The 24,847-nt window shown below is 63.4% G+C and carries 28 protein-coding genes; 18 read left to right on the top strand and 10 right to left on the bottom strand.

What is annotated here, in order from left to right; all coding sequences use genetic code 11:
- The first annotated feature begins 19 nt into the window (after nucleotides 1–19).
- On the top strand, nucleotides 20–508 hold the full coding sequence (gene secB / locus HUN39_RS07280) for a protein-export chaperone SecB (RefSeq protein WP_029648619.1): 489 nt from the start codon (nucleotides 20–22) through the stop codon (nucleotides 506–508).
- Here secB and dnaQ read toward each other — a convergent pair.
- Genes dnaQ through HUN39_RS07265 form a run of 3 tightly spaced genes read right to left on the bottom strand, consistent with a single transcriptional unit; the run spans nucleotide 505 to nucleotide 2,453 of the window.
- Nucleotides 505–1,221: a DNA polymerase III subunit epsilon gene (gene dnaQ, locus HUN39_RS07275; RefSeq protein ID WP_175093808.1), complete on the bottom strand. Its 717-nt coding sequence runs from the start codon at nucleotides 1,219–1,221 to the stop codon at nucleotides 505–507. The genes secB and dnaQ overlap by 4 nt on opposite strands.
- 3 nt (nucleotides 1,222–1,224) lie before the next feature.
- A complete protein-coding gene (gene coaE / locus HUN39_RS07270) occupies nucleotides 1,225–1,815 on the bottom strand; it encodes a dephospho-CoA kinase (protein ID WP_175094018.1) in 591 nt (196 codons plus the stop codon).
- Nucleotides 1,816–1,826: 11 nt separating this feature from the next.
- Nucleotides 1,827–2,453, bottom strand: a complete 627-nt coding sequence (locus HUN39_RS07265) for a Maf family protein (RefSeq protein ID WP_175093807.1) — start codon at nucleotides 2,451–2,453, stop codon at nucleotides 1,827–1,829.
- A 395-nt stretch (nucleotides 2,454–2,848) separates the two neighbouring features.
- Here HUN39_RS07265 and hemE point away from each other — a divergent pair, with 395 nt between their 5' ends.
- The 3 genes from hemE (at nucleotide 2,849) to rho (ending at nucleotide 5,909) form a co-directional block, all read left to right on the top strand.
- Nucleotides 2,849–3,880 (top strand): uroporphyrinogen decarboxylase, encoded by a 1,032-nt coding sequence (hemE, locus tag HUN39_RS07260; protein WP_175093806.1) that lies wholly within the window; start codon nucleotides 2,849–2,851, stop codon nucleotides 3,878–3,880.
- Between the two features lie 2 nt (nucleotides 3,881–3,882).
- A complete protein-coding gene (gene hemJ, locus HUN39_RS07255; RefSeq protein WP_175093805.1) occupies nucleotides 3,883–4,302 on the top strand; it encodes a protoporphyrinogen oxidase HemJ in 420 nt (139 codons plus the stop codon).
- 341 nt (nucleotides 4,303–4,643) lie between these two features.
- Nucleotides 4,644–5,909 (top strand): transcription termination factor Rho, encoded by a 1,266-nt coding sequence (gene rho / locus HUN39_RS07250; protein WP_018406432.1) that lies wholly within the window; start codon nucleotides 4,644–4,646, stop codon nucleotides 5,907–5,909.
- 49 nt (nucleotides 5,910–5,958) lie between these two features.
- On the opposite strand, the gene HUN39_RS07245 is transcribed toward rho, so the two are convergent.
- Nucleotides 5,959–6,390, bottom strand: a complete 432-nt coding sequence (locus HUN39_RS07245) for a GNAT family N-acetyltransferase (RefSeq protein WP_232365971.1) — start codon at nucleotides 6,388–6,390, stop codon at nucleotides 5,959–5,961.
- 140 nt (nucleotides 6,391–6,530) lie between these two features.
- Here HUN39_RS07245 and HUN39_RS07240 point away from each other — a divergent pair, with 140 nt between their 5' ends.
- The 6 genes from HUN39_RS07240 to HUN39_RS07215 all read left to right on the top strand — a co-directional run bounded on the left by HUN39_RS07240 (nucleotide 6,531) and on the right by HUN39_RS07215 (nucleotide 12,314).
- Nucleotides 6,531–6,734, top strand: coding sequence for a hypothetical protein (locus HUN39_RS07240; RefSeq protein WP_175093803.1), 204 nt, complete (start codon nucleotides 6,531–6,533; stop codon nucleotides 6,732–6,734).
- The gene (gene mnmE, locus HUN39_RS07235; RefSeq protein WP_175093802.1) at nucleotides 6,731–8,029 is read left to right on the top strand and encodes a tRNA uridine-5-carboxymethylaminomethyl(34) synthesis GTPase MnmE; all 1,299 of its coding nucleotides are present in this window, start codon (nucleotides 6,731–6,733) and stop codon (nucleotides 8,027–8,029) included. Before HUN39_RS07240 ends, mnmE begins: the two co-directional genes overlap by 4 nt.
- Before the next feature lie 27 nt (nucleotides 8,030–8,056).
- A complete protein-coding gene (mnmG, locus tag HUN39_RS07230) occupies nucleotides 8,057–9,910 on the top strand; it encodes a tRNA uridine-5-carboxymethylaminomethyl(34) synthesis enzyme MnmG (RefSeq protein ID WP_408631394.1) in 1,854 nt (617 codons plus the stop codon).
- Nucleotides 9,907–10,542 carry a 16S rRNA (guanine(527)-N(7))-methyltransferase RsmG gene (locus tag HUN39_RS07225; protein WP_175093800.1) on the top strand — a complete coding sequence of 212 codons (636 nt, stop codon included), beginning with the start codon at nucleotides 9,907–9,909 and terminating at the stop codon, nucleotides 10,540–10,542. Before mnmG ends, HUN39_RS07225 begins: the two co-directional genes overlap by 4 nt.
- A complete protein-coding gene (locus HUN39_RS07220) occupies nucleotides 10,539–11,351 on the top strand; it encodes a ParA family protein (protein ID WP_175093799.1) in 813 nt (270 codons plus the stop codon). The genes HUN39_RS07225 and HUN39_RS07220 overlap by 4 nt, the downstream gene beginning before the upstream one ends.
- 69 nt (nucleotides 11,352–11,420) lie before the next feature.
- Nucleotides 11,421–12,314, top strand: a complete 894-nt coding sequence (locus HUN39_RS07215) for a ParB/RepB/Spo0J family partition protein (protein WP_175093798.1) — start codon at nucleotides 11,421–11,423, stop codon at nucleotides 12,312–12,314.
- A gap of 26 nt (nucleotides 12,315–12,340) precedes the next feature.
- Here HUN39_RS07215 and HUN39_RS07210 read toward each other — a convergent pair whose 3' ends face one another.
- A complete protein-coding gene (locus tag HUN39_RS07210) occupies nucleotides 12,341–12,547 on the bottom strand; it encodes a hypothetical protein (protein WP_175093797.1) in 207 nt (68 codons plus the stop codon).
- A gap of 172 nt (nucleotides 12,548–12,719) precedes the next feature.
- A complete protein-coding gene (locus HUN39_RS07205; RefSeq protein ID WP_175093796.1) occupies nucleotides 12,720–14,408 on the bottom strand; it encodes an OmpW family outer membrane protein in 1,689 nt (562 codons plus the stop codon).
- Nucleotides 14,409–14,754: 346 nt separating this feature from the next.
- Between HUN39_RS07205 and purL the strand changes: the two genes are divergently transcribed.
- The 8 genes from purL (at nucleotide 14,755) to HUN39_RS07165 (ending at nucleotide 20,765) form a co-directional block, all read left to right on the top strand.
- Entirely contained in the window at nucleotides 14,755–17,001 is a 2,247-nt protein-coding gene (gene purL / locus HUN39_RS07200; protein ID WP_175093795.1) for a phosphoribosylformylglycinamidine synthase subunit PurL, read from the top strand.
- Between the two features lies 1 nt (nucleotide 17,002).
- On the top strand, nucleotides 17,003–17,242 hold the full coding sequence (locus tag HUN39_RS07195; protein ID WP_175093794.1) for a BolA family protein: 240 nt from the start codon (nucleotides 17,003–17,005) through the stop codon (nucleotides 17,240–17,242).
- Between the two features lie 69 nt (nucleotides 17,243–17,311).
- Nucleotides 17,312–17,542 carry a hypothetical protein gene (locus tag HUN39_RS07190; protein WP_175093793.1) on the top strand — a complete coding sequence of 77 codons (231 nt, stop codon included), beginning with the start codon at nucleotides 17,312–17,314 and terminating at the stop codon, nucleotides 17,540–17,542.
- A 42-nt stretch (nucleotides 17,543–17,584) separates the two neighbouring features.
- Nucleotides 17,585–17,818, top strand: coding sequence for a hypothetical protein (locus tag HUN39_RS07185; RefSeq protein ID WP_123174490.1), 234 nt, complete (start codon nucleotides 17,585–17,587; stop codon nucleotides 17,816–17,818).
- 34 nt (nucleotides 17,819–17,852) lie between these two features.
- Nucleotides 17,853–18,200, top strand: coding sequence for a Grx4 family monothiol glutaredoxin (grxD, locus tag HUN39_RS07180; protein ID WP_175093792.1), 348 nt, complete (start codon nucleotides 17,853–17,855; stop codon nucleotides 18,198–18,200).
- Between the two features lie 222 nt (nucleotides 18,201–18,422).
- The gene (locus HUN39_RS07175; protein WP_175093791.1) at nucleotides 18,423–18,659 is read left to right on the top strand and encodes a hypothetical protein; all 237 of its coding nucleotides are present in this window, start codon (nucleotides 18,423–18,425) and stop codon (nucleotides 18,657–18,659) included.
- A 144-nt stretch (nucleotides 18,660–18,803) separates the two neighbouring features.
- A complete protein-coding gene (gene pdxA, locus HUN39_RS07170) occupies nucleotides 18,804–19,805 on the top strand; it encodes a 4-hydroxythreonine-4-phosphate dehydrogenase PdxA (protein ID WP_175093790.1) in 1,002 nt (333 codons plus the stop codon).
- Nucleotides 19,806–20,765 carry a ribosomal RNA small subunit methyltransferase A gene (locus HUN39_RS07165; protein WP_175093789.1) on the top strand — a complete coding sequence of 320 codons (960 nt, stop codon included), beginning with the start codon at nucleotides 19,806–19,808 and terminating at the stop codon, nucleotides 20,763–20,765.
- Here HUN39_RS07165 and HUN39_RS07160 read toward each other — a convergent pair.
- The 4 genes from HUN39_RS07160 to mltG form a co-directional block, all read right to left on the bottom strand.
- Nucleotides 20,759–21,118 carry a DUF488 domain-containing protein gene (locus HUN39_RS07160; RefSeq protein WP_175093788.1) on the bottom strand — a complete coding sequence of 120 codons (360 nt, stop codon included), beginning with the start codon at nucleotides 21,116–21,118 and terminating at the stop codon, nucleotides 20,759–20,761. The two genes, HUN39_RS07165 and HUN39_RS07160, sit on opposite strands and share 7 nt — an antisense overlap.
- A 31-nt stretch (nucleotides 21,119–21,149) precedes the next feature.
- Entirely contained in the window at nucleotides 21,150–21,791 is a 642-nt protein-coding gene (gene gmk / locus HUN39_RS07155) for a guanylate kinase (protein ID WP_175093787.1), read from the bottom strand.
- Nucleotides 21,792–21,863: 72 nt separating this feature from the next.
- Complete coding sequence (locus tag HUN39_RS07150; RefSeq protein WP_175093786.1) at nucleotides 21,864–22,751, bottom strand: YicC/YloC family endoribonuclease; 888 nt, start codon at nucleotides 22,749–22,751, stop codon at nucleotides 21,864–21,866.
- Between the two features lie 75 nt (nucleotides 22,752–22,826).
- The gene (gene mltG / locus HUN39_RS07145) at nucleotides 22,827–24,614 is read right to left on the bottom strand and encodes an endolytic transglycosylase MltG (RefSeq protein ID WP_232365989.1); all 1,788 of its coding nucleotides are present in this window, start codon (nucleotides 24,612–24,614) and stop codon (nucleotides 22,827–22,829) included.
- Nucleotides 24,615–24,847 lie beyond the last annotated feature (233 nt).

Here is a 24,847-nt window from a genome sequence, read left to right as displayed (position 1 = left end):
GCTTTGCTGGAGATCCTACATGACCGACACCAATGGCAACGGCGCGCAAGGAGCGCCGGGCGGCGCTCCGGCCCTCAATTCGCTCGCTCAATATCTGAAGGATTTCTCCTTCGAGAATCCCAATGCGCCGCGCTCGCTCGGCGCGCAGGAGAAGGCGCCGAACATCTCGATTCAGGTCAACGTCAACGCCAAACAGCTGGCGCCGACCGACTTCGAAGTCAGTCTGATGCTCGACTGTAAGGCCGGCGAGGGCGACGGACTCCTCTTCAAGCTCGATCTTGAATATGGCGGCGTGTTCCGACTGTTGAACATTCCCGAAGAGCAGGTGCATCCGATCGTGATGATCGAATGCCCGCGTATGCTGTTTCCCTTCGTGCGCCAGCTTGTGGCCGACGCGACGAGCAAGGGCGGTTATCCGCCGCTCTATATCGATCCGATCGACTTCGTCGCGCTCTATCAGCAAAAGGCCGCCGAAGCGGGCGTCCAAAGCGCTACTCAGGGCAATTAGCCAGCGACGCTCGGCGCCGCGTCTTCGTCGCTTGCGAGATATCGATCCCAAATCGGCGCTTTGATCGTCGCGACGAAGGCAAGGTGGGCCGTCTCTTCGGCCGCGCTTAACCGCGGCGGGAGCGGCTCGGGGCGATGGCGCAGCAGATCGGTCGAGGCGGCGATGCGCACCGCGTGAACCGTCTGAAGCGACAGCGCCGACTGCCGTCCGCCGCAAAGCTCGGCGTAGACCTCAGCGAGGAGATTGGCGTCGAGCAGGGCGCCATGCTTCTCGCGTCGCGAGAGGTCGATGGCGTAGCGCTGACACAAAGCGTCGAGTGAGTTGGGGCCGCCAGGATGGCGGCGGCGCGCCATGGCGAGCGTGTCGATGATGCGCGCGCCGCCGAGCGGCGGCAAATTCATGAGCGCGAATTCGGCGTTGAGAAAGCGCGTGTCGAATTCGGCGTTGTGAATAACGAGCGGCGCATCCTCGATAAAGTCGAGAAATTCGGCCGCGATTTCCTTGAAGATCTTGTGCTGCGCCAGAAATTCGCGCGAGAGGCCATGCACCCGGAAGGCCTCGTCCGGCATGTCGCGCTGTGGATCGACGTAGCAGTGGAAATGCCTGCCTGTGGGGATGAGATTGGAAATCTCGACCGCGCCGATCTCGACCACGCGATGGCCGCTCGAGGGGTCGAGCCCCGTCGTTTCAGTGTCGAGAACGATCTCCCGCATTTTTCACCCGAGCCGCGCTTCAAGCGCTTTCACGATGTTTCGCACCTCTTCGCGCGCTGCGTCCAGACCCCGGTCGGTATGGACCACGAAATCGGCGCGGGCGCGCTTTTCTGAATCAGGCGTCTGCTTCGACAGAATGGACGCGAATTTCTCAACCGTCATGCCATCCCGGGCAAGAACACGGGCTTTTTGCACATCTTCCGGCGCGGTGACGACGACAATCACGTCGAAGTCCTTTTCGGCGCCGGTTTCAAACAGCAGCGGGATGTCGAAGACGACGATGCGGTCGCCCTGATGTCGACGTTCTTCGATCAGAGCGTCGCGCGCCGCCCACACCATCGGATGCACGATCGCTTCCAGACGCTTGAGCGCCGCGGGATCGTCAAGAACGCGGGCGGCGAGCCGCGGGCGGTCGACGACGCCATTCACCACGACGCCGGGAAACACATGGTCAATCTCGGCCGCCGCCGGCCCTTTATAGAGGTCATGCACGAGCTGATCGGAATCGAGAACCGCGATGCCTTCGGCGCGAAACATGTCGGCCGTCGTCGACTTGCCCATGCCGATCGAGCCGGTCAGCCCTACGCGCAGCATCTTTGGCTGTGTCACGAAAGGAGCGCCCCCTCGCGCCGAAGCGCCTCGAGGAGCTCCAGCAGCGGAAGCCCCATGATGGTCCAGTAATCGCCTTCGACCTTCGAGAAAAGTTGCGCGCCCAGGCCTTCGATCTGATAGGCGCCGGCCGACGTCAGCGCATTCTCTCCGACGGCCGTCAGATAAGCGGCGATGAAGTCATCGCTCAGCGCGCGCATGGTGAGGTCGGCGATGCCGACCGTCGCAAAGACCACGGCGCCGTCGCGCGCGAGAGCGGTCGCCGAATGCAGGCGATGCCGCCGCCCGGAAAGAAACCGCAGAAGCGCTTCGGCGTCCCGCATATCCGCCGGCTTGCCGAATATCCTGCCTTCGCAGCTTGCGACCTGATCGGCGCCGAGCACGAGCCGGCCTTCAGCGGAAATGGCGAGCGCCTTGGCGCGCGCCAGCGCTAAAGCGATCGCGTCGGCGTCAGCGCCGTCAAGCCGCGATTCGATCGCCCGTTCGTCGACATCCGCCGGAATCGACTCGAAAGGGACGCCCGAATGCAGCAGCGCCTGCCGCCGGCCAACGCTTTTCGAGGCGAGAATCAGCGGCGCCGATTCGCGCCAGAAGGTCGATGTTGACTTGCCGGTCACGTCCACAGCCCTCCCGCGTAAGCCGAAGAGCGGGGATAAAGCGCGGTCAAAAAATGCTTCGCTTCGGTTAGCGGGCATAGAGTCCCCAAACGCTCAACAGGAGAAGCCCTGTCGAACGGATTCCCGCCGACGCCGGTACAGGAGGGATTCACAGGCCATCCACAATCACTTGCGCCGAGAAGGACCGATACGTCCATGATTCCATTCGCTGTCTGAATTTTTCCCGCTACGGCCCCCACGACCGGGTCTTCGCAGCTCGCCTGTGGGCGACTGGTTAATGAAAATTAACTTTTGTCCGCTACGCGATACAACTGAAGAATCAATTCTTATTAAAATGAATTTTGTTTTAATGGCGTTTCGCGCTACCCCGCTTGTCGAGGACGACAGACGGAGCGAATGCGATGGCGGAAGAGAAGGCGCTTCTTTCGGTTCTGCGCAGAGAAGCGCGAAGCGTTCCGCCGCTGTGGCTGATGCGTCAGGCGGGCCGTTACCTTCCCGAATATCGCGAGGTGCGGGCGACGACGAAAAGCTTTCTCGATTTTTGCTATTCGCCGCAGAAGGCGGCGGACGTGACTCTGCAGCCGATCCGGCGCTTTCACTTCGACGCGGCGATTCTCTTTTCCGACATTCTTGTGGTGCCCGACGCCATGGGCCAACGGGTTTCTTTCGAGAGCGGCGCCGGCCCGCGGCTTGAACCGATTGAAACGCCGGAGCAGGCGCAGCGACTCGGAGAATTCAAGATCGAGCATCTTTCGCCGGTGTTCGAGACGATCGATCTTGTAAAAACGGCGTTGCCTTCGGACGTGGCGTTCATCGGCTTTTGCGGGGCGCCGTTCACGGTCGTAAGCTATATGATCGCCGGGCAGGGCACGCCCGATCAGGCGCCGGCGCGTCTGTTCGCCTATCGTTATCCCGACGCTTTCGCGCAGCTGATCGATCGCGTCGTTGAGGCGTCGATCGACTATCTTGCGCGCCAGATCGAGGCCGGCGTCGAGGTCGTGCAGATCTTCGACAGCTGGGCGGGCGTATTGCCGGCGAACGAATTTCAGCGCTGGTCGGCGGAGCCGGTGCGGCGGATCGTTGAAGGCGTCAAAGCGCGCCATCCGCAAACGCCTGTGATCGCCTTCATACGCGGCGCCGACGCGCATTTGCCGAAGCTCACGCAGACGATCGGCGCCGATGCTTACGGGATCGATACGGCGCTGGATCCCGCATGGGCCGTCGCACAAACGGAACCGAACGTGCCGCTGCAAGGCAATCTCGATCCTCTCGTGCTTGTCGCCGGCGGAGAAGCGCTCGACCGCGAAGTCGATTCGATTCTCGCCGCCTTCAAAGGCCGTCCGCATATTTTTAATCTGGGTCACGGCATCTTGCAGCAGACGCCGATCGAAAACGTCGAGCGCCTTGTCGCCCGCGTGCGACGGGGAACCTGACGATGTACGTCTGGATCAAGGCGCTGCATGTGATCGCCATCATCTCGTGGATGGCGGGGCTTCTCTATCTGCCGCGTCTTTTCGTCTACCATGCCAGCGCGGGCGAGGGGACGCTTTCTGAGACGTTCAAGATCATGGAGCGCCGGCTCTATCGCTACATCATGACGCCGGCGATGCTCGTCGCCTGGATGACGGGCCTTTATCTGGCGGTCGAAGGCGGCGCGCTTTCGTCAGGATGGTTTCATGCGAAAGCGACGCTCGTGGTGCTTCTCACCGCCGCGCATATTCATGACGGCGCGCTGATGCGCCGTTTCGCGGAAAACGCCAATGTTCATTCGCCGCGCTACTATCGCATCTTCAATGAACTGCCGACCGTGCTGATGATTGGCGTCGTTATTCTGGTGATCGTCAAGCCGTTCTGACTCTCGGGGGCGATCTTCTCCCGGTCGGGCGCGATCGGCTTCGCGACGCCGTTCATCTTGCCTGTGCAGACAGCAGAGATGCGCTCCGCGCGGATCGTAAAGCTTCGCCTGGGTTCGCTGGTGGCGGGCCCTGTTTGGCGCGTTAAGGCCGCTTTAACGGAACTCTTGATTCATGTCTGGAAATTGTCTAAGTGACCTCTATCCCTCTGAGGCCCGTGTCTGCTTATAGCGGCATCGCCGGATTTTTGCCGGCGCTCCGGTAAGGCCGCCTCCCCCGCCCCACCGCTTCTCTCCGGCTCGTTTCCACTTGCGCGCCAGCTAATACCCAAGGTTCCTCCTGAATGCGGGAAATTAAACTTTCGGACTTGAAGGCCAAGTCCGCTGCCGAACTCCTCGCTTTTGCCGAAGAGCACGAAGTCGAGAACGCCTCGCTCCTGCGTAAGCAGGAACTCCTCTTCGCGATTCTGAAACAATTCGCCAGTCGCGACGTCGAAATCGTCGGCGTCGGCGTCGTCGAAGTGCTGCAGGACGGCTTTGGCTTCCTGCGGTCGCCCGACGCGAATTATCTCGCCGGTCCCGACGACATTTACGTCTCGCCCTCGCAGATCCGAAAGTTCGGCCTGCGCACCGGCGATACGGTCGAGGGCATGATCCGGAGCCCGAAAGAGGGCGAGCGCTATTTCGCGCTCTTAAAAGTCAACAGCATCAATTTCGAAGATCCCGAGAAGGTGCGCCACAAGGTGCCCTTCGACAATCTGACGCCGCTCTATCCGGACGAGCGCCTCAAGCTCGAGATTGAAGACCCGACCCGCAAGGATCTCTCGTCGCGCATCATCGATCTCGTCGCGCCGATCGGCAAAGGGCAGCGCGCGCTGGTCGTGGCGCCGCCGCGCACCGGCAAGACCGTGCTCCTGCAGAATATCGCGCAGTCGATCACAACCAATCATCCCGAGTGCTATCTCATCGTGCTGCTCATCGACGAGCGGCCTGAGGAAGTCACCGACATGCAGCGTTCGGTGAAGGGCGAGGTCGTCTCCTCGACCTTCGACGAGCCGGCGGTGCGCCACGTGCAGGTCGCGGAAATGGTGATCGAGAAGGCGAAGCGTCTCGTCGAACACGGCCGCGACGTGGTGATCCTGCTTGATTCGATCACGCGGCTCGGGCGCGCCTACAACACCGTCGTGCCGTCATCCGGCAAGGTGCTGACCGGCGGCGTCGACGCCAACGCGCTGCAGCGGCCCAAGCGCTTCTTCGGCGCGGCGCGCAATATCGAGGAAGGCGGCTCGCTGACGATCATCGCGACGGCCTTGATCGACACCGGCTCGCGCATGGACGAAGTCATCTTCGAAGAGTTCAAGGGCACCGGTAACAGCGAGATCATTCTCGACCGCAAGGTTTCCGACAAGCGGATTTTCCCGGCGCTGGATATCACCCGCTCCGGCACCCGCAAGGAAGAGCTGCTCGTCGCGCCCGACATCCTCAAGAAGATGTATGTCCTGCGCCGTATCCTCAATCCGATGGGCACGGTCGACGCGATCGAATTCCTGCTCGGAAAGCTGCGCGAGACGAAGAACAATCTGGGCTTCTTCGATTCGATGAATACGTAACGGCGATAAGCGTTGAGCCGACTCGTCGGCTCTCGTCTTGCCGCCTGTTTTATTCGTTGAAACGCAGCGCCATCAGCGTTTCGTCGAGATAATCGCCGTCGCCGTTTTTCGCTGAGCGTTCTTCAACGCCATAGGCGCGAAATCCCCATCGTTCGTAGAAACGCAGCGCGCGAAAGTTCGTCGAGACGACGGTAAGCGTGACGATCTCGACGCTGCCGCGCGCCTCGTCGATTAGTCTTTTCATGATCTCGTCGGCGGCGCCCGATCTGCGATCAGCGGCCTTCACATACATGCCGTAGAGCAGCGCCTTGTGGCGCGTCTTCACGCCGTCGCTCCATGCGAGTCCGCCAACGCCAATCAATTGCGAGTCTTCTTCGTTGAATGCGCCGATGACAAAGTCGCGCTGAAGGCGGGCGGCGACCGACTCCGACGGGACATGGACTTCATCTTCGGGCGCGAAGCGAAAGGCTCGGGGCTCCAATGTAAAGCCCTCAAGTCGCAACGCTTGAAAGAGGTCCGCGTCCGCGCCGTTGAGCCGGCGACATATTGCTCGCGTTCGCATATGTCTTTGTGCCGGAGCGGCCTTGCGAATGCCAGCGGCGAAGGAAATAAGCGGCGCGCATGTTCAAGGATTTCGCCAATGTGTGGATGACGGTCGGCGTTGCGCGTGATCGGAAGCGCGACGCCGGCGTGTCCTGTGCGTTCATCGACCGGAGCCCGCCGTTTGTGCGCTGCAGCATTTTCGGTCTCGACCCCTTGAACGGGAGCAGGCGATCGGGAATTTACATAGCTGCGCCGGACTGCCGAGAGGCCGCCGGCCGATGACGGTGACCGACACGATCTTCGCGCTCGGAACGGGCGCCGGTCGCGCCGCGATCGCCGTGATCCGGATTTCGGGGCCGGGGGCCGGCGGCGCGCTCGCGGCGCTCGTCGGCAAGCTCCCCAAGCCGCGGCAGGCGAGTTTTGCGATTCTGCGTGATCCCCAGACCGGGGAAATGCTTGATCGGGGGCTCGCGCTGTTCTTTCCCGGTCCCGCGTCGTCAACGGGCGAAGATTACGGCGAGCTGCAGCTTCATGGCGGCCGCGCGGTCGTCGAGGGCGCGCTCGCCGCTTTGCATCGGCTCCCCGGCCTGCGGCCTGCCGAACCCGGCGAATTCGCGCGCCGCGGCTTCGCCAATGGCAAGCTCGATCTCTCTCAAGCGGAAGCGCTCGCCGATCTCATCGACGCGCAAACCGAGGCGCAGCGGCGGCAGGCTTTGCGGGTGGCGGGCGGCGCGTTGCGCCGGAAGGTCGAGGCCTGGCGGGCGGCGCTGGTGGAGTCGCTCGCGCTTGTTGAGGCCGAGCTCGATTTCAGCGACGAGGCGGACGTCGGCGCGTTTTCGCCGGCGCGGCTCAGCGCGCTGCTTTCGCCGCTTGCCGAGGACATGCGCGCGGCGCTGCAGCTCGCGCCAGCCTCGGAGCGCATGCGCGACGGCTTCCTTGTCATGATCCTCGGGCGGCCGAATGTCGGCAAGTCGACGCTGATCAACGCGCTGACGCGGCGCGATCTGGCGATCGTCTCGCCGATTCCCGGCACGACGAGGGATATGATCGAAGCGCATCTCGATATTGGCGGAATGCCTGTGACATTGATCGACACGGCAGGTCTGCGCGAGGCGGCCGACGCGATCGAGCGGATCGGAGTCGATCGGACTCTCGCCCGGGTCGAAACCGCCGATCTGGCGCTGTGGCTCTCGGATTCTGCGGAGGCGCCGCCGGAACACGACGTCGAGACGATCCGCGTCGCGACCAAAACTGATCTGACGCCGGCGCTTGAAGGCGCGATCGGCGTCTGCGCCTTGAGCGGCGAGGGGCTCCAGACGCTGGCGGCAGCGATTGAAACGCGCGCCCGGGCGCGCCTGGGCGACGGCGCGACGTCGCTGATCGTGCGAGAACGGCATCGTCACGCTCTGGAGCAAGCCGTTGAAAGCATTGACTCTATACTGGTTGGCGGCGAAGCGCTCGAGATTCAGGCCGAGGCGTTGCGCCGCGCCAGCCGTGCGCTCGGCCGGATTGTCGGCGCGGTTGACGTCGAGGAAATTCTCGACGCGGTTTTCTCGCGTTTCTGTATTGGCAAATGATATGTTTCACGTGAAACAGGCCAAGCGATGAATTCCGGCATGAAGCAATTCGACGTCATTGTGATCGGCGGCGGCCACGCCGGCTGCGAGGCTGCGGCGGCGGCGGCGCGTCTTGGCGTGCGCACCGCGCTCGTGACCCAGAACCGTGCGACAATCGGCGAAATGTCTTGCAATCCCGCAATTGGCGGGCTCGGCAAGGGCCAACTGGTGCGGGAGATCGACGCGCTCGACGGGCTAATGGGGCGGGTCGCTGACGCCGCCGGCATTCAGTTCCGCGTGCTCAACCGCTCCAAGGGCCCGGCGGTGCGCGGTCCGCGCGCCCAGGCCGACCGCAAGCTCTATCGCGCAGCGATGCAGGCGGCGCTCGATGCAACGGCAAATTTGGCGATCGTCGAAGCATCCGTCGAAGATTTGCTGATGGAGGGCGAAGCTGTTCGCGGCGTCGTCACCGCCGAGGGCGAGATCAGGGCCGCGTCCGTTGTCGTCGCCACCGGCACGTTCCTAGTCGGCGTCATTCATATCGGTGATGAGCGGACGCCGGCCGGGAGAATGGGGGACGCGCCGTCGAACGGGCTGAGCCGACGATTGCGGGCGGCCGGCTTCGCGGTCGCGCGGCTCAAGACCGGCACGCCGCCGCGGCTCGACGGGCGCAGCATCCGCTGGGAGGCGCTCGAGGAGCAATGGGGCGACCCGACGCCGGAGGCCTTCTCCTATCTGACGACGGCGATCGCGAACCGCCAGATCGCCTGCGGCGTCACCCGCACGACGCCGGCCGCGCATCGGATCATTCTCGATGATCTGCATCGCTCGCCCATGCGCACAGGGGCCATCTCAGGCCCGGGACCGCGCTATTGTCCCTCGATCGAGGACAAGGTGACGCGTTTCGCCGACCGCGACGCCCATCAGATTTTTCTGGAGCCCGAAGGGCTCGACGACGACACCGTCTATCCGAACGGCGTCTCGACCTCGCTGCCGCTCCCGACCCAGCAGGCCTTCATCAACGCCATTCCTGGACTTGAGGAAACCCGCATTCTGCGGCCGGGCTATGCGATCGAATATGACTATGTCGATCCGCGCGAACTCTCGGCGACCCTCGAAACCAAGCGTTTTCGCGGTCTTTTCTTCGCCGGGCAGATCAATGGCACGACCGGCTATGAAGAGGCTGCGGCGCAGGGGCTTCTCGCCGGGATCAATGCCGCGCGCTGCGCCGCCGGAGCGGCCGCAATCGTTTTCGATCGGGCGGAAGCCTATCTCGGCGTGATGGTCGACGATCTCGTCACCCGGGGGGTCAGCGAGCCCTACCGCATGTTCACCTCGCGCGCCGAATATCGCCTCTCGCTGCGCGCCGACAACGCCGACGAGCGCCTAACTCCGCGCGGGATCGAGATCGGCTGCGTCGGCGCTGATCGGGCGTCACATCACTCAGCCCGATCAGCCCGTCTCGAAGTTGCGCGCGCGATGCTGCAGGCGCGCGAATTGTCCTCGGCCGCCGCGCGCCGGCACGGGTTGCCGGTCAATCAGGACGGGCTGCGCCGCAGCGCCTATGCGCTGCTGTCCTTTCCGGACATCACCCTCAATCGACTCGCGCCGATCTGGCCAGAGTTTAGCGGAATTGACGCAGATACCGCCGAGAGGCTGGAGACCGAGGCGCGCTACGCGGTCTATCTCGACCGCCAGCAGGCCGATATTGACGCGTATCGACGCGACGAGCGGCTAGCGCTGCCGGAGGGGCTGGACTATGCGGCGATCGCCGGACTCTCGGCGGAATTGCGCGGGAAGCTGAGCTATCTGCGGCCGCGCACGATCGGCCAGGCGCAGCGGATCGACGGCATGACGCCTTCGGCGTTGACGCTGCTTGCGGCGCGGGCGCGGCGCGCGTGAGAGACAGATCTTGCCGGGAAGAGGCGCTCGGGCTCTTCCCGGAACTCAAGCCGATTCAAGCGGAGCTTGAGATCTATGAGTCCCTGCTGCGTCGCTGGCAGGCGAAGATCAATCTGGTCTCCTCGGCGACGCTCGACGAAATTTGGTTGAGGCACTTCGCCGATTCGGCGCAGGTTCACGCGGCCGCGCCTGACATCAGGCGCTGGGCGGACCTGGGTTCCGGCGCAGGCTTTCCTGGTCTGGTGACAGCGCTCTTGATAAAGTCGACGCCGGATGGCGTCGTGCACCTGATTGAAAGCGACCAGCGAAAGGCTGGATTCCTCCGTGCTGTTTCACGTGAAACAGGAGCACCAACGGTCATTCATGCTGAGCGGATCGAAAGCGTTCTACCGAATCTTACCGCCGAAGTCGGCGGCGTCAGCGCACGCGCTCTCGCGCCGCTCTCTCGCCTCGTGCAGCTCGCCGAAGCGCCGCTAAAAAAAGGCGCCATTGGCGTGTTTTTAAAGGGGGAAGAGTGGCGAGACGAATTGACCGCGGTTGAGGCGCTCGGTAGCTTGAGCTGCGAATCGGCGGACAGCCGCACCCGTAAGGGCGCGCGCGTCGTCGTCGTCAAGCACAAGGCTCCCCAGTGACCGCTTCCTCTTCGCCGCGCATTTTTGTGCTGGCCAATCAAAAGGGCGGCGTGGGCAAGACGACCACCGCCATCAATCTCGGCACCGCGCTCGCGGCGGTCGGCGAGGAAGTTCTCGTCATCGACCTCGATCCGCAGGGCAATGCTTCGACGGGCCTCGGCGTCGACCGTCATCATCGGACGATTTCGACCTATGACGTGCTGCTCGGCGAATCGAGCCTCGCCGACGCGATCATCGCCACGGCGGTGCCGCGGCTCTCGATCGCGCCCTCCACTCTGGATTTGCTGGGCGTCGAGCTCGAAATCGCCAATGACAAGGATCGCGCCTATAGGTTGAAGCGCGCCTTCGCCGAGCTGGCGGCCGATCACGATGATGAGCGGCGCTTCAGCTATATTCTAATAGACTGCCCGCCATCGCTAAATCTATTGACAATCAATGCGTTAGCTAGCAGCGACGCTGTCGTCGTGCCGCTACAGTGCGAATTCTTCGCGCTGGAAGGCCTCTCCCAGCTGCTCTCGACTGTCGAACAGGTTCGGCAGACTCTCAACCATAAGTTGTCCATCCATGGCGTCGTTCTGACGATGTATGACCCCCGCAACAACCTCGCCAATCAGGTCGTCGCCGACGTGCGTCGTTTCATGGGCGAGAAGGTCTATCAGACGATGATCCCGCGCAACGTCAGGGTCTCGGAGGCGCCTTCACATGGCAAGCCGGTGCTGCTCTATGACCTCAAATGCGCGGGCAGTCAGGCCTATCTGAAGCTCGCCTCGGAAGTGATCCAGCGCGAGAAGCGGTTGCGCGCAGCCTAAGAGCCCAGCACCCCAAGCCCAGCACCCCAAAAGCCAAGCGGCCTAAGAGCCAAGAAGGAGCCTTTCAAGATGGCGGATGAATCGCGGCGCCGGCTGGGCCGGGGATTGGCGGCGCTTCTCGGCGACGCCGCCGCTGACGCCGCCCCGGCCGAGCGGCCGCGCGGGCCACGAAAGGCGCCGATCGAATTTTTGCGCCCGAACCCGCGCAATCCGCGCATTTCTTTTCGCGAAGAGGATCTGGCCGAACTGACCGCATCGATTCGCGAGAAGGGCGTGATCCAGCCCATCATCGTGCGCGTCATCGTCGGCGTCGCCGACGCCTATGAAATCATCGCGGGCGAGCGGCGCTGGCGCGCGGCGCAGATGGCGGGGCTCTCGGACGTGCCGGTCGTCATTCACGAGGCGAACGACAAGGAAGCGCTCGAACTCGCGATCATCGAAAATGTGCAGCGCGCCGACCTCAACGCCGTCGAGGAGGCGAAGGGCTATGAGCGGCTCGGCGCGGAGTTTGGCTATTCCCACGGCGACATCGCGAAAATCATCGGCAAGAGCCGGCCTCACATCGCCAATACGATCCGCCTGCTCAATTTACCCGAGGAGGCGAAAAAGCTCGTGGCCGAGGGCGCGATTTCGGCCGGTCACGCGCGCGCGCTCCTTGCCGTCGCCGATCCGGCGGCAGTGGCGCGGCGCATCGTCGAAAAGGGATTGACGGTCCGCGACGTCGAGCGTTTGGCGAAGGACCATGCCGACGAGGCTGGCCCGTCGGGACGCTCGCCGCGTTCCGCCAAGAATTCGGCGAGGAATTCCGTCAAGGACGCCGACGCGCGCGCGATCGAAAAGACCTTGAGCGACGCCCTCGGCATGCGTGTCGAACTTCGCGCCGAGGATGAAAGGGGCGAGCTTCGGATTCGCTATGAATCATTGGAGCAGCTTGACTCGATCTGTCGGCTGCTGACCAAATAGATTTCCCCTTGAGCGCCCCGTCGACGTCAAACGGCGTCCGGCGCCAGAGTCAGATAGATGGCGCCGTCTGTCTGCGCCAATGGCGCTTGGCCAGGCGTAGCGCGGCTTTCCTCGATCGCCAGTTCCCGCCTACCGAAATTGTCAAACGACTGCGCCGTCAGCGTCAGCCAGCCGGGAAGCCGGCGGCCGGCCATCGCCTTCACCCATGATTCGAATGCATGAAAAGATCGCATGCACATCTTGCGAAACGTGTGCGAACAAGCTGAGCGCGCGTCGCTCCTTAAGCGCTGTTGGCGCGCCATCTCAGCGAGACCCCGGCAAATGAAAAACCCCCGGCGCGAGCCGGGGGTTTGCTTGTCATCTGAAACCGACCCGCAAGGGCCGGTTTCTCATCGACCGCAAATTTTAGAACAGCGGCGACAGGAGGCTGCCGCCGAAGCGATAGGTGAGGCCCGCCGAGATGACGATCGGATTGATCGGCAGCGACACCTTGACCGGAATGAAGATCGCACCCAGCGCAGGCGCCGCCGGCGCGAAGGAGACCACTGTCGAGTGAACCATCGGGTGCAAGCCGACATATTTGAAGTCGAGGTTCACGCCCCAATGGTCGTTGAGCATATAGTCGAAGCCAGCTTGTCCAACCACGCCCCAGGAAGGAGCAACCGTGGCGTATTGGAATGTGCTGAACACTCCGCCAGCAGCGGCGAGCGGAGCGCCAGGCGCGAAGGGAATCGACCAAGTGTCGTTGTTGACGCGCGTATTCCAGAAGGTCGTGAAGTTCACGCCGACGCCGACGTAGGGTTGGAAAGCGCCGAAGTTGGTGAAGTGATATTGCGCCATGATGGACGGCGGGAACACCCAGGTGCGAGCGAAGTCGCTGGCGATCGTGCCGGTGCCCTGAATGTGAGCCGGCGCAATGCAGCAAATCGCTTCGATCGCCCAGTTCTTGGTGAGGTAATAGGCCACGTCGATCATCGGGATGATGGACGTCGACGTGTTCGTGCTCGCGCCGGCAATGACGCCATTCGCGCCGGTCAGGCCCGAGAGCCGACCAATGGAGCCCAAGCCGGGATATCCGGCGCCCGAGTCGTAAACCGTGCCATGGCCGTTGAGCGGAATGACGCCGCCAACCTTCAGGCGGACCTGAAACGGCTGATAGTTGTCGACGAAGGCCGGCGGGGGTCCCTTGACGGACGGAAGAGCGCCGCTCGTGCTCGAAGGCGCCACAACCGCGAAGGGGTCGAAGTGCCAGTTGATGCCCGCGCGAACCGTGTGAAAGCGGGTCGGCGAGCTCTGCGTCCCTGCGAACAGCGGCGTCGTGACGCCGAGGCCGATCGAGGGGACGCCGCCATTGAGCGGGACCGAATTCGCGCGCGTCGAGCCGAGATCGACATAGAGATATTCGGCCTTGAGCGACCACGCCGGGAACATAGAAGGCGACCATTCGAGGCCGCCGCCAGCCGCCCAGCCGACCTTGGTGTTGTCGTAATAGCCGTGGCCGATGGAGCTTACTCCCTGAGTGAGGAAATTATCGGCGAATCCGACATTGTGGACGACCTGGCCATAGGCGAAGCCGCCCGTGCCGTAAACCATCAGATTGGGCATGGACGGCAGCGTGAAGCCGACCCGGCCGCGCACCGTGCCGAACCAATCGACCTTCTTCGTAGAATTGACCGACTGCACATGGGGTCCTAGGGCATCGACGATTCCCACCACCGCGTTGCCGTGGGACCCGATATCGGCGGCCTGAATGTCCGCCTCGGCGCCGAGGACGAGCCACGGGTTGAACTGATAATTGTAACCGAGCTGTCCGCCGCCCACGACGCCTTGCAGATTCTGTCCGGTGGTCCAGGCCGAACCGAGCGGCGCCGCCGCAAGACCGCCGGCGCTAAGATAGCCGAGGCCGCCAGTCTCCTGAGAACTGGCGCCGAAAGCGTAACCGATGTTGACGCCCCCGTAGAGACCCGTCCAGGTGAACACCGGCGGAAGCGGCGGCGGCGGAGCCTTATAGCTGGGCAGGTCGGCGGCCTGGGCGGCGGCGCCCACGCTCCCGACCACAAGAGCGGCTAGCGCGCCGCGAACAAAATTCTTCATCGGAACCCCCGGATTAAATTCTACGGTAGACGGTCGACGACGAAGGCGCCGAAGTCCCTTTCACGTTGCTATAAAATTTCTGTAATGCAACTAAGTCTGATGCAAAATTAGGCTGTGGCATGCTCATTCTTGGCCGCTGTGGCTCTGGGGCAACATTCCCTTGAGATTAATGTGAGATAGCAAGCATCGCTTTGCTGCAACCGCTGCCGTGCACAGCGTCTTGGATGCGATTTTAGGCATAGGCGCGGCTTGCCGCGCCAGACGGCGCGCAGTAATCCTTGCGCCGCCGCAGCGCGGCGAAGACTCTTGAAGCGCAGCTGAGATTTTCACGTCAATGCGAGGTTAAGTGAGCGCGACCGAACCCGCCGTTACGCCGGAACTCGGCGCCGCGCATGGCCTCAAGCCCGATGAATATGCGCGCATCCTGACTCTCATCGGCCGCACGCCGAGCTTCACTGAACTCGGCATATTCTCGGCGATGTGGAACGAACACTGTTCCTACAAGTCGTCGCGCGTGCATCTGCGCAAGCTTCCGACCAAAGCCCCTTGGGTGATTCGCGGTCCGGGCGAGAACGCCGGCGTCATCGACATCGGCGATGGCGACGCCTGCGTCTTCAAGATGGAGAGCCACAATCACCCCTCCTTTATCGAACCTTATCAAGGCGCGGCGACGGGCGTTGGCGGCATTCTGCGCGACGTGTTCACGATGGGGGCGCGGCCGATCGCCTGCTTGAACCTCCTGCGCTTCGGCCGCCCTTCGCATCCCAAGACGCGGCGGCTCGTGGCGGGCGTCGTCGCCGGCGTTGGCGGCTACGGCAATAGTTTCGGCGTGCCCACCGTTGGCGGCTCGACGGAATTCGATCCTTCTTACGACGGCAATATTCTCGTCAACGCCATGGCGGTCGGGCTTGCGCGGGCCGACTCGATTTTCTATTCGGCCGCCGCCGGCGTCGGAAATCCGATCGTTTATCTTGGCTCCAAAACCGGCCGCGACGGCATCCATGGCGCCACCATGGCCTCGGCGTCCTTTGAGGAGAACGCGGAGGAAAAGCGCCCCACCGTGCAGGTCGGCGATCCTTTTTCGGAAAAGCTGCTGTTAGAGGCCTGCCTGGAGCTGATGGCGTCGGGCGCGGTCATCGCCATCCAGGATATGGGCGCCGCCGGACTGACATCTTCGGCGGTGGAGATGGGCGCCAAGGGCAATCTCGGCATCGAGCTCGACCTCGACGCCGTTCCCTGCCGCGAACAGGGCATGACCGCCTATGAAATGATGCTCTCGGAGAGCCAGGAGCGCATGCTCATGGTTCTCAAGCCCGAACTGGAAGAGCAAGCCGAGGCGATCTTCAAAAAATGGGGACTCGACTTCGCGATCGTCGGCAGGACGACCGACACGCTGCGCTTCGTCGTCAAGCACCAGGGCGAGCTCAAGGCCGATCTGCCGATCAAGGAACTCGGCGACGAAGCGCCGGTCTACGACCGGCCTTGGACGCAAACGCCGAAGCAGCCGGCGCTTGATGCGGCGTCGATCAAATCGCCTCTATCGAACCGCGAGGCGCTGCTGAAACTCCTGGCGACGCCGAATCTCTGCTCCAAGCGCTGGGTGTGGGAGCAATATGATCACCTCATACTCGGCAATAGCGTGCGGCCTCCCGGCGGCGACGCCGCCGTGGTCCGGGTGAAGGAGGGACCGAAAGGCCTGGCGCTGACGACCGACGTCACCGCGCGCTATTGCGCCGCCGATCCTTACGAGGGCGGCAAGCAGGCGGTCGCTGAAAGCTGGCGCAATATCACCGTGCGCGGCGCGACGCCGCTGGCGCTCACCGACAATCTGAATTTCGGCAATCCGGAGCGGCCCGAATATATGGGCCAATTCGTCGGCTGCCTGGAGGGGATCGGCGAAGCCGCCCGCACGCTGGACTTCCCCATCGTTTCGGGAAACGTCTCGCTCTACAATGAGACGCAGGGCGCCGGCATTCTGCCCACCCCGGCGATCGGCGGCGTCGGACTGATCGCCGACGTCGCCAAGGCGGCGCAAACCGGCTTTGCGAGAGACGGCGACGCGATCCTGCTCATCGGCGAGACGAAAGGCTGGCTCGGCCAGTCAGCCTATGCGCATGATCTATGCGGGCGCACGGACGGCGCGCCGCCGCCGGTCGATCTCGCCGCCGAGCGCCGGAACGGCGACTTCGTTCGGGGACTGATTCTCTCCGGGCGCGCCAGCGCGGCGCATGATCTGTCGGATGGCGGCCTCGCCGTCGCGCTGGCGGAAATGGCGCTCTGCGGCGACATGGGAGCCGAAATCGCGGAGGTCCCATCGGGTCCCGGACACGCGACGCTGTTTGGGGAAGATCAGGCGCGCTATCTCGTGACGGTCCCGCAGGGCGAGGACGCCGCCGAGGTGATCCGAGAGGGCGCGGCGGCGGGCGTGCCCATTCTGGCGATCGGCCGCGTCGGGGGCGACGCTTTGATCCTGCCCGGCGAGGCGCCGATATTGCTGACCGAGCTGCGCAAGGCGCATGAAGCCCCGCTGCCGGCCTTCATGGCCGGAGATGACAACGCGCTTTCGGGCGCTTTCCCGACACAGGTGTCATAAAATGCCCATGCCCTCCGCTGAAATCGAGCGTCTGATCAAGGCCGCCATACCCGACGCGCAGGTGGAGCTGACCGCGCTCGTCAACGACGACGATCATTGGGCGGCGACGGTCGTGTCCGAAAGCTTCCGCGGCCTCACCCGCGTCAAGCAGCACCAACTGGTCAACGCCGCGTTCGGCGACCGGCTCGGCGGCGAATTGCATGCGCTGCAACTGACGACGCGGGCGCCGGAAAGCGTTTAGCCCCGTTGAAGCGGACTGCGTGTGACATATGTGTAACACGTAGCCTTCGCTCAGCTGGGGAGCTTTCAAATGATCAAACGCGTGCTGTTGGCGGCAGTTCTGGGACTGTCCGCCTTGAGTCAATCCGCGCTTGCGGATCACAAGCGTCATGTGTCGCCGGACCGCCATCCGAACCACGCCGCCTGTGAGCGCAGCGGATGGAATCATCGCTCCTGCGCCCATCTCGGCCACTATGGAGACAGCACTCACTACTACTATCACCATGATCGGCGCCGGCATCACGGAATGGCGCTGGACTGATCCGCTTCGGGCGAAGGCGCGCTCAAGAGTCGGAGATAGGTCATGAGGAAGACATTGACGGTCGCGCTTCTCGCCCTTATTTGCGCGCTCTCTAGTGGCAACGCTTTTGCACAGCGTTGGCGCGGGCCTTGCTGCGCGCCGGCCGCGCCGGCGTGGGTGCAGTATCAGCAATGGGCCAACGCCTATTTTCTGGGCTGCAATTATTTGCGGCAGCTACACAAATACGGCGATGATGTCGACGCAAGGCGCGCCTGTCAGGGGATGATGTTCGACTGACGGCCGCGCCGATCAGGCGCTGCGAGGAGACAAAGTGAGCACTGCAGATACAAACACGCGCATCAAGAACGAGATCGAATCCTCCGACGTCGTGCTCTTCATGAAGGGTACGCCGCAGGCGCCGCAATGCGGCTTCTCCATGCAGGTGGTTCAGATCCTCAACCACCTCGGCGTGCCTTACAAGGCGATCAACGTGCTCGCCGATGGAGCGATACGCGACGGCATCAAGGCCTATTCCAACTGGCCGACGATTCCGCAGCTTTACGTGAAGAACGAATTCATCGGCGGCTGCGACATCGCCAAGGAAATGTTCCAGAGCGGCGAGCTCGTCGCGCTGCTCGACAAGGAAGGCGTGCCGCGCGCTCAGGCCAGCAAGGCCTAGCGCGCGTCGCAACTCATCTCGGTCGAATATTCTTCAGAATATCCGGCGCGCTGTTGGCAGGCGCGCGCCGGATTTTTTGCGCGTGCGTGGACCTATGACAATTTCGGGCGGCGCCCCTACCACGGTTTTATGACAGTGATATTACAGTAAGGGTCGAGCATCCGAGCGTCCGGCTTTCCGGCGCCTCACACGGAGGGAGCTTCGACTGAAGGAGCGTTCCTCATGAAGCGCATGCTTACGCTTGTCGCGCTGGCGGCTTTCATTGCGCCCGCATCAATCGCGTCCGCCGTCGCCCAAGACAATTATGGCTCCGCTCGCGCTCGTCGCTCTGCCCATCCCAGCGACCCAGCGATCGCGGATCAAAGCCCTGCGCAGTGGTCCGCCGCCACTCCGCGTGGCAAGACCTATGCTTGGCCGGATCAGCGTTACTATGGCGTACATGGCATGATGTACGACTGAGCAGTCGGATAAGCGCGTCCTGACGCCGCCAGGACGCGATTTGCGCTGGAACGGATTTGATTTCCTGACTGCATTGCGCCAATTTCGCGCAATGTCTTCTTGGGGCCAATTTGACCTTCGCGCTTCGCTGCGTTTCGCGGCGAGATGAACGCCACAGCACCCATCGCCCTCACTCAAGGCGACCCTTCAGGCATCGGGCCGGAGCTCGCGCTCATGGCCTATGTCATGCGCGAATCGCGCAATCTGCCACCGTTTTTTTTGCTCAGCCATCCAGCTTTCATCGCCCGAGTCGCGGCCACTCTCGCGCTCGAAATCCAGATTGAAAGCACAACGGCGGCGCAGGCCCGCGATGTCTTCTCGCGTGCGCTGCCTGTCGTCGATACGGGGCGTCATGTTGTCGCCGGCGCGCCAGGCCGTCCCGATTGTCATGACGCTCAATCAACAATTGGCTCCATCGAGCAGGCGGTGGAATGCGTCGCCAAGGGCGAAGCGCGCGCCGTCGTCACCAATCCGATCGCGAAATCGGTTCTCTATGACGCCGGATTCAAACATCCCGGGCACACCGAGTTTTTGGCGCAGCTCGCGCATCGCCATTATGGCGGCGATTACCGCGCGGTGATGATGCTGTGGTCGGACGAGCTCGCCGTCGTTCCGATCACGATTCACATTCCGCTCGCCGACGTCTCGAAAAAGCTGACGCGCGAACTCATCGTCGAGACGGGAGAGATTGTGGCGCATGATCTGCGCGCGCGTTTTCACATCAGTAAGCCGCGCCTGGTTTTCGCCGGCCTAAACCCTCATGCGGGCGAAGAGGGCGCGCTCGGCCGCGAGGAGATTGACGCCATTGCGCCGGCGATCGCCGAATTGCGCGCGCGCGGCGTCAATGCGTCTGGACCTTTTCCCGCCGATACGATGTTCCACGAATCCGCTCGCGCGAAATATGACGTGGCGCTGTGTCCGACGCATGATCAGGCGTTGATCCCGATCAAAACGCTCGCCTTTGAGCGCGGCGTCAATGTCACGCTCGGCCTTCCCTTCGTGCGCACGTCGCCCGATCATGGTACGGCCTTCGACATCGCCGGCAAAGGAATCGCCGATCCGACAAGCCTGATCGAGGCGATCAAACTTGCAGGACGCATCAGTTAAGTGGTCGACGCGCTGCCGCCGCTGCGAGAGGTCGTCGCCCGTTACGGACTCGACGCAAAAAAGTCGCTCGGACAGAATTTTCTGTTCGACCTCAATCTCACCGCGCGCATCGCCCGCGCCGCCGGGCCCTTCGATGACACGATCATCGTCGAGATCGGTCCCGGTCCCGGCGGGCTGACGCGTGCGTTGCTCGAGCAAGGCGCGCGAGTCATCGCCGTCGAATGCGATCCTCGGTGTTTGCCAGCGCTTGAAGAGATCGCAGCTTATTATCCAGGCCGGCTGACGATCGTCGAAGGCGATGCGCTGGAGATAGACATTGCAGAGCTCGTGCGGACCCACGCGCCTGTCCTTCCCGACGCTCGTGAAACGAGCGATCGGGAATCCAGGGCAGATTCCGATAAGAACGCCGTTGCTCAGGATTCCCGATCAGGCCTTCGGCCTGCCGGGAATGACAACCGAGTTTCCGCCCGAATCTGCGCGAATCTTCCCTACAACGTCGCGACGGCGTTGCTGACGAAATGGATCGCAGCGGAACCCTGGCCCTCGGTCTTCGATCGCTATGTGCTGATGTTTCAAAAAGAGGTCGCGCTGCGCATCGTCGCGACGCCGAAAGAGCGCGCCGATTATGGTCGGCTCGCTGTGCTGTGCGGCTGGCGCGCGAAGGCGCGCATTCTTTTCGATGTGTCGCCCGCCGCCTTCACGCCACCGCCCAAAGTGACCTCTTCCGTCATTGAGCTGACGCCAAATCCCAGGCCGCTTCACTGCGATCCACACGCATTGTCGCGCGTCACGCAAGCCGCCTTCGGACAGCGCCGCAAGATGTTGCGGCAAAGTTTGAAGTCGCTTGGCGTCGATGCGGCGGCGCTGCTCGCGGCGGCCGGAATAGACGGAACCAAACGCGCGGAAGAAATCGACGTCGCCGGTTTCGTCGCTCTGGCCAATGCGCTTTCGGCTCAGTGACGCTTGCGCAAATAGTCTCGCAGCACGACGGCGTTGTTCATCGACTCATCGCGCGCCGCATAGAGCAATGTAACGCGGCCTTTGCGCGTCATGGCGCGAAGCGCCTCGACCTGCGGCTGCGCCTCGGGCGCGGCAAGCTGGGCGCGATAGCGCTTTTCAAATTCTTCCCAGCGCTCTGGCTTATGCGCGAACCAGCGTCGCAGCGTATCGCTTGGCGCGACGTCCTTCGCCCAGAGATCAAGATCCGCCTTGTCCTTGCGCAGGCCGCGCGGCCAAAGCCGGTCGACGAGCACGCGGGTTCCGTCTTCCGGCTCGGCGGGTTCGTACACGCGCTTGAGAGCGACAGCGGCCATTTCGAGGAATTAGCGCGCCGCGCGCGAAGAGCTATTCGCTCAACAGCTTGGCGACGAATTGTTCGATTTCCTTGTCGCGCCTTGGCCGTCGCTGTCGTTCGGCGCGCAGGATCGCGATCAGATCGTCGAAGGCGCGCTGCAGATCGTCGTTGACGATCACATAGTCGTAATCTTTCCAGCGCGCGATTTCCTTGCGCGCATTCTCCAGCCGTCGCGCCATCGCGTCGCGCGTATCTTCGGCGCGCCGCTCAAGTCGGGCGCGCAGCTCGTCCATCGACGGCGGCAGGATGAAGACGGTGACGGCGTCAGCGCCCATCTTCTCCCGCACCTGGCGCGTGCCCTGATAGTCAATGTCGAAGAGACAGTCGCGGCCCTGCGCCAGGATGTCTTCGACCGGCGCGCGCGGCGTGCCGTAGAAATTGCCGTGTACCTCGGCCCATTCCAGGAGTTCGCCGGCGTCGCGCATCGCGACGAAGCGGCGTTCCGAGATGAAGCTGTAATGGATGCCGTCGACTTCGCTCGAACGCCTTGTGCGCGTCGTTACCGAGATCGACAGCGTCAAGTCGAGATCGCGGTCCTGCAGCAGCATCCGCGTCAGCGTCGTCTTGCCCGCGCCGGAGGGCGAGGAAAGGATGAGGACAATGCCGCGGCGGCTGGATGGAGTCGGAAGCATGACTTTTCGAGAGCGAGTAGCCAATATTGAGTAGCGAGTTAGCGAGTAGCGGCCTCGCTGTCCACTCGCTCTTCACTCGATGTTTTGAACCTGCTCGCGCAGCTGCTCGACCTCGATCTTCAGTTCAAGCCCGATGGCCGAGAGTCCAGCGTCGTTCGATTTGGCGCATAGCGTGTTGGTCTCGCGGCCAAGCTCCTGCGCCAGAAAATCCAGACGGCGGCCGATCGGGCCGCCCGCGACGAGCAGTTTGGAAGCGCTCTCGACATGCGCCTTCAATCGGTCGAGCTCCTCGCGAATGTCGGCTCGAACCGCAAGCAGCGCCGCCTCCTGATGCAGTCGCGCCGGATCGAGGGAGTCGGCGTTCTCCAAGAGGCGCGCAAGCTGCTGCTTCAGCCGCGTGCGAATTGCTTCCGGCTGTCGCGCCGGCGCCGCGTCGGCCTGCGCGGCGAGGATCGATATCCGGTCGAGCCGCTGATGAAGAACCGCCGCCAGAGCGCCGCCCTCCGCTGCGCGGGAGGCGGTCAGCGCGTCAAGCGCTTCGTCCAGCGATCCGAGAATATGCGCGTCGAGTTCGGCGCGATCGGCTTCCGACAGTTCGGGCTCGACGATCTCGACCACGCCGCGCACCGCGAGCAGACCATCGAGCGTCGCGGGCCCGACATTGGCGGGCGGCGAGCGTTCGGAGAGCGTGGCGAGAAGGGCGTCCAGAGCGGCGCGGTTGAGACGGGCGACCTGACTTTCGTCTTCGCGCTTTGCGACAAGATTGGCGAAGACCGCCCCGCGCGCGAGCCGCTTCGCGATTTTTTCCCGCGCCTTGATCTCCACGAAGTCGAAATCGGGCGGGACGCGCAGACGCAGGTCCAGTCCCTTGGCGTTGACGCTCTTGATCTCCCACGCATAGCGAAAGGCGGCGACGGCGCCCTGAACGCGGGCGAATCCCGTCATGCTGTGAATGCTCATTTGCGGCGGCGACTCCGAGACGGCGAATCGGCGTGAGGCCGACCTGCGCCCCGCCTGACTATCGCCGCGCCGGCCTTACCGCAAATCGCTCGTCATAGGGACCGTCTTAGCTGAGGTGAGATCCCAGCTCTTGTCACGCAGCGGGTCGAGCGGCGTGCCTTCTGAGGCGTCGAAGGCGCGCGGACGAAAGGGCCGTCCGCCTGCCGCGGCCAAAGCCGTGGCGCCCGCCGGCGGCGCGGCGTCCTGAACGAGTCGTCCGCCGAGCGCTTCGCTGGGAAGCTCGTCGGAGCCTGCCGCAAGCCCGAGACGCGCTGCGCGGGCCCTCTGTTCGGCGCGCTGCGCCGGCGAGACGGGATAGGCGGCGATCTCGCCGCCATCGTCAGGCTGAGCGTCGGGACTTTCGCGCGCAATCGTCGTCATATCCGGATTAAGCCGCTCCTCCTCCGCACGGGGCGGCGGCGGGCGGCCGACGAAAAGCATAGGGTCGAACAGCGCCTTGGCGCGCAGCTGCACGGAGTCCTCGGTAAAGAAGGGCCGCGCCCGCCTTAAGGCGGCATATTCAGCCGCCTGGACCTGCGTGCGGTCGCCATAGCCGCCGAGGAAAAAATCGGCTTCGGCGTAACCAAATTTGCCGAGCCGGTGAGTCGGGCCGTCATCCGGCGCCATGGCCCGGTTCGGCGGAAAGTCTTCGTGACTCTCGGCAAGCGTGACGAGACGTCCGACGGGCGCCTGCGTGCGCTTGTCGGGCTTGGGCGCGGCCGGCGCGGGAACGCCGGGCGTGGCGCGATCAACCGCGCCATCGGTCTTCTCCTTCTCCAGTCGCCGCCAGTTCTGGACGTTGCGCGAATGCTGGTCGAGCGATTCGGAGAAGACATGACCGCCCGTGCCGTCGGCGACAAAATAAAGATCGCGCGTCGGCGCCGGATGCGCGGCGGCTTCAAGTGCTGCGCGGCCAGGATTGGCGATCGGTCCCGGCGGAAGACCGTCGATCGCGTAGGTATTGTAAGGCGTCCACTTCTCAATCTCGGCGCGCATGATCGGCCGGCCGAGCGTCGCTTTTCCGCCGACGAGGCCGTAGATGATCGTGGGATCAGACTGAAGGCGCATGCCTTTGCGCAGCCGATTGACGAATACGGCGGCGACGTGCGGCCGCTCTTCGTCCTTGCCGGTCTCCTTTTCGATGATCGACGCCAGCGTCACCAGTTCGTAGGGCGTGCGCAATGGCAGGTCCGGCGAGCGCTTCGCCCAGATTGCATCGAGCGTCTTGCGCTGATCCTCCTGCATCTTTGTGAGGAGACGCGCCCGAGGGTAGCCGCGCGGGTATTTATAGGTCTCCGGCAGCAGAGCGCCTTCCTTCGGAAGGTCGACGACATCGCCTGCCAGCAGTTCGGCCTCTTTCAGCTTTTGCACAATTTGTTCCGAAGTCAGACCTTCCGGAATGGTCACGCTGTGCATGATCTGGCGGCCGGAGGCGATGTGATTGATCACGTCGCGCAGGCTGATGTTTTTCTTGAAGCCATATTCGCCGGGCTTCAGCTTGCCGAGTTTGCCTTCGAGAACGATCCCGAGTTGCATGAGCGTCGAATTGGCGATGACGCCTTCGCGCTCGAGTTGGGAGATGATCTCAAGCAAGTCGCTGCGCGGCGGAATATAGACGACCTTGTCGGCGGCGAGCGGTCCGGGCTCTTTCAGCTTGTGCATGGCGGCGATGAGGCCGAAGACGCCGGCGACAAGCGCGACGAGCACAAAACTCAGGAAGCCGCTCGCCACCGAAAGCGTTCCTTCGCGGCGCTTACGCTTTTTGGGCGGAGGCGCGGCCTCTACCTGCTTAGCGCTTTGCTGCGTGGCGCGCCGCCCGAACATGCCGGCTTCGGGGGAGGCGGCGTCGGGCTTTTTCGCCGAGGGCTGGCCGGGCGGTTGGAGCGGGGGCGCTTCAGGTTTGCCTGTAGGTGACGGCGGCGGCGCGGGCTTCGCGATGTCACCCGCTGGCGGTGCGGGAGCTTTCGGCGGCTCGGGCAGAGGCGCTTCAGCCTTCGCCGCGCTCGGCGGCTGCGGCGAAGACGCGACCGTGTGCGGCTCTTTCACCGGCGAGGCGT

This window comes from Methylocystis silviterrae (assembly GCF_013350005.1).
GTDB classification, from domain to species: domain Bacteria; phylum Pseudomonadota; class Alphaproteobacteria; order Rhizobiales; family Beijerinckiaceae; genus Methylocystis; species Methylocystis silviterrae.
Note: the sequence above shows the minus strand (reverse complement) of the source record. Positions and strands in the feature narration are given on the sequence as shown.

What these genes read in the sequence shown, in the direction of transcription:
- HUN39_RS07185 (WP_123174490.1), top strand. Translation starts at nt 17,585, where the DNA reads ATGAGGAAGACATTGACGGTCGCGCTTCTCGCCCTTATTTGCGCGCTC.
- hemJ (WP_175093805.1), top strand. Translation starts at nt 3,883, where the DNA reads ATGTACGTCTGGATCAAGGCGCTGCATGTGATCGCCATCATCTCGTGG.
- HUN39_RS07210 (WP_175093797.1), bottom strand. Translation starts at nt 12,547, where the DNA reads ATGCGATCTTTTCATGCATTCGAATCATGGGTGAAGGCGATGGCCGGC.
- HUN39_RS07240 (WP_175093803.1), top strand. Translation starts at nt 6,531, where the DNA reads ATGTTCAAGGATTTCGCCAATGTGTGGATGACGGTCGGCGTTGCGCGT.
- HUN39_RS07195 (WP_175093794.1), top strand. Translation starts at nt 17,003, where the DNA reads ATGCCCATGCCCTCCGCTGAAATCGAGCGTCTGATCAAGGCCGCCATA.
- HUN39_RS07190 (WP_175093793.1), top strand. Translation starts at nt 17,312, where the DNA reads ATGATCAAACGCGTGCTGTTGGCGGCAGTTCTGGGACTGTCCGCCTTG.
- HUN39_RS07150 (WP_175093786.1), bottom strand. Translation starts at nt 22,751, where the DNA reads ATGAGCATTCACAGCATGACGGGATTCGCCCGCGTTCAGGGCGCCGTC.
- mnmG (WP_408631394.1), top strand. Translation starts at nt 8,057, where the DNA reads ATGAATTCCGGCATGAAGCAATTCGACGTCATTGTGATCGGCGGCGGC.
- coaE (WP_175094018.1), bottom strand. Translation starts at nt 1,815, where the DNA reads ATGCTGCGCGTAGGGCTGACCGGCTCGATCGGCATGGGCAAGTCGACG.
- HUN39_RS07215 (WP_175093798.1), top strand. Translation starts at nt 11,421, where the DNA reads ATGGCGGATGAATCGCGGCGCCGGCTGGGCCGGGGATTGGCGGCGCTT.
- pdxA (WP_175093790.1), top strand. Translation starts at nt 18,804, where the DNA reads ATGAACGCCACAGCACCCATCGCCCTCACTCAAGGCGACCCTTCAGGC.
- hemE (WP_175093806.1), top strand. Translation starts at nt 2,849, where the DNA reads ATGGCGGAAGAGAAGGCGCTTCTTTCGGTTCTGCGCAGAGAAGCGCGA.
- rho (WP_018406432.1), top strand. Translation starts at nt 4,644, where the DNA reads ATGCGGGAAATTAAACTTTCGGACTTGAAGGCCAAGTCCGCTGCCGAA.
- gmk (WP_175093787.1), bottom strand. Translation starts at nt 21,791, where the DNA reads ATGCTTCCGACTCCATCCAGCCGCCGCGGCATTGTCCTCATCCTTTCC.
- mnmE (WP_175093802.1), top strand. Translation starts at nt 6,731, where the DNA reads ATGACGGTGACCGACACGATCTTCGCGCTCGGAACGGGCGCCGGTCGC.
- secB (WP_029648619.1), top strand. Translation starts at nt 20, where the DNA reads ATGACCGACACCAATGGCAACGGCGCGCAAGGAGCGCCGGGCGGCGCT.
- HUN39_RS07160 (WP_175093788.1), bottom strand. Translation starts at nt 21,118, where the DNA reads ATGGCCGCTGTCGCTCTCAAGCGCGTGTACGAACCCGCCGAGCCGGAA.
- mltG (WP_232365989.1), bottom strand. Translation starts at nt 24,614, where the DNA reads ATGTTCGGGCGGCGCGCCACGCAGCAAAGCGCTAAGCAGGTAGAGGCC.
- dnaQ (WP_175093808.1), bottom strand. Translation starts at nt 1,221, where the DNA reads ATGCGGGAGATCGTTCTCGACACTGAAACGACGGGGCTCGACCCCTCG.
- HUN39_RS07205 (WP_175093796.1), bottom strand. Translation starts at nt 14,408, where the DNA reads ATGAAGAATTTTGTTCGCGGCGCGCTAGCCGCTCTTGTGGTCGGGAGC.
- HUN39_RS07175 (WP_175093791.1), top strand. Translation starts at nt 18,423, where the DNA reads ATGAAGCGCATGCTTACGCTTGTCGCGCTGGCGGCTTTCATTGCGCCC.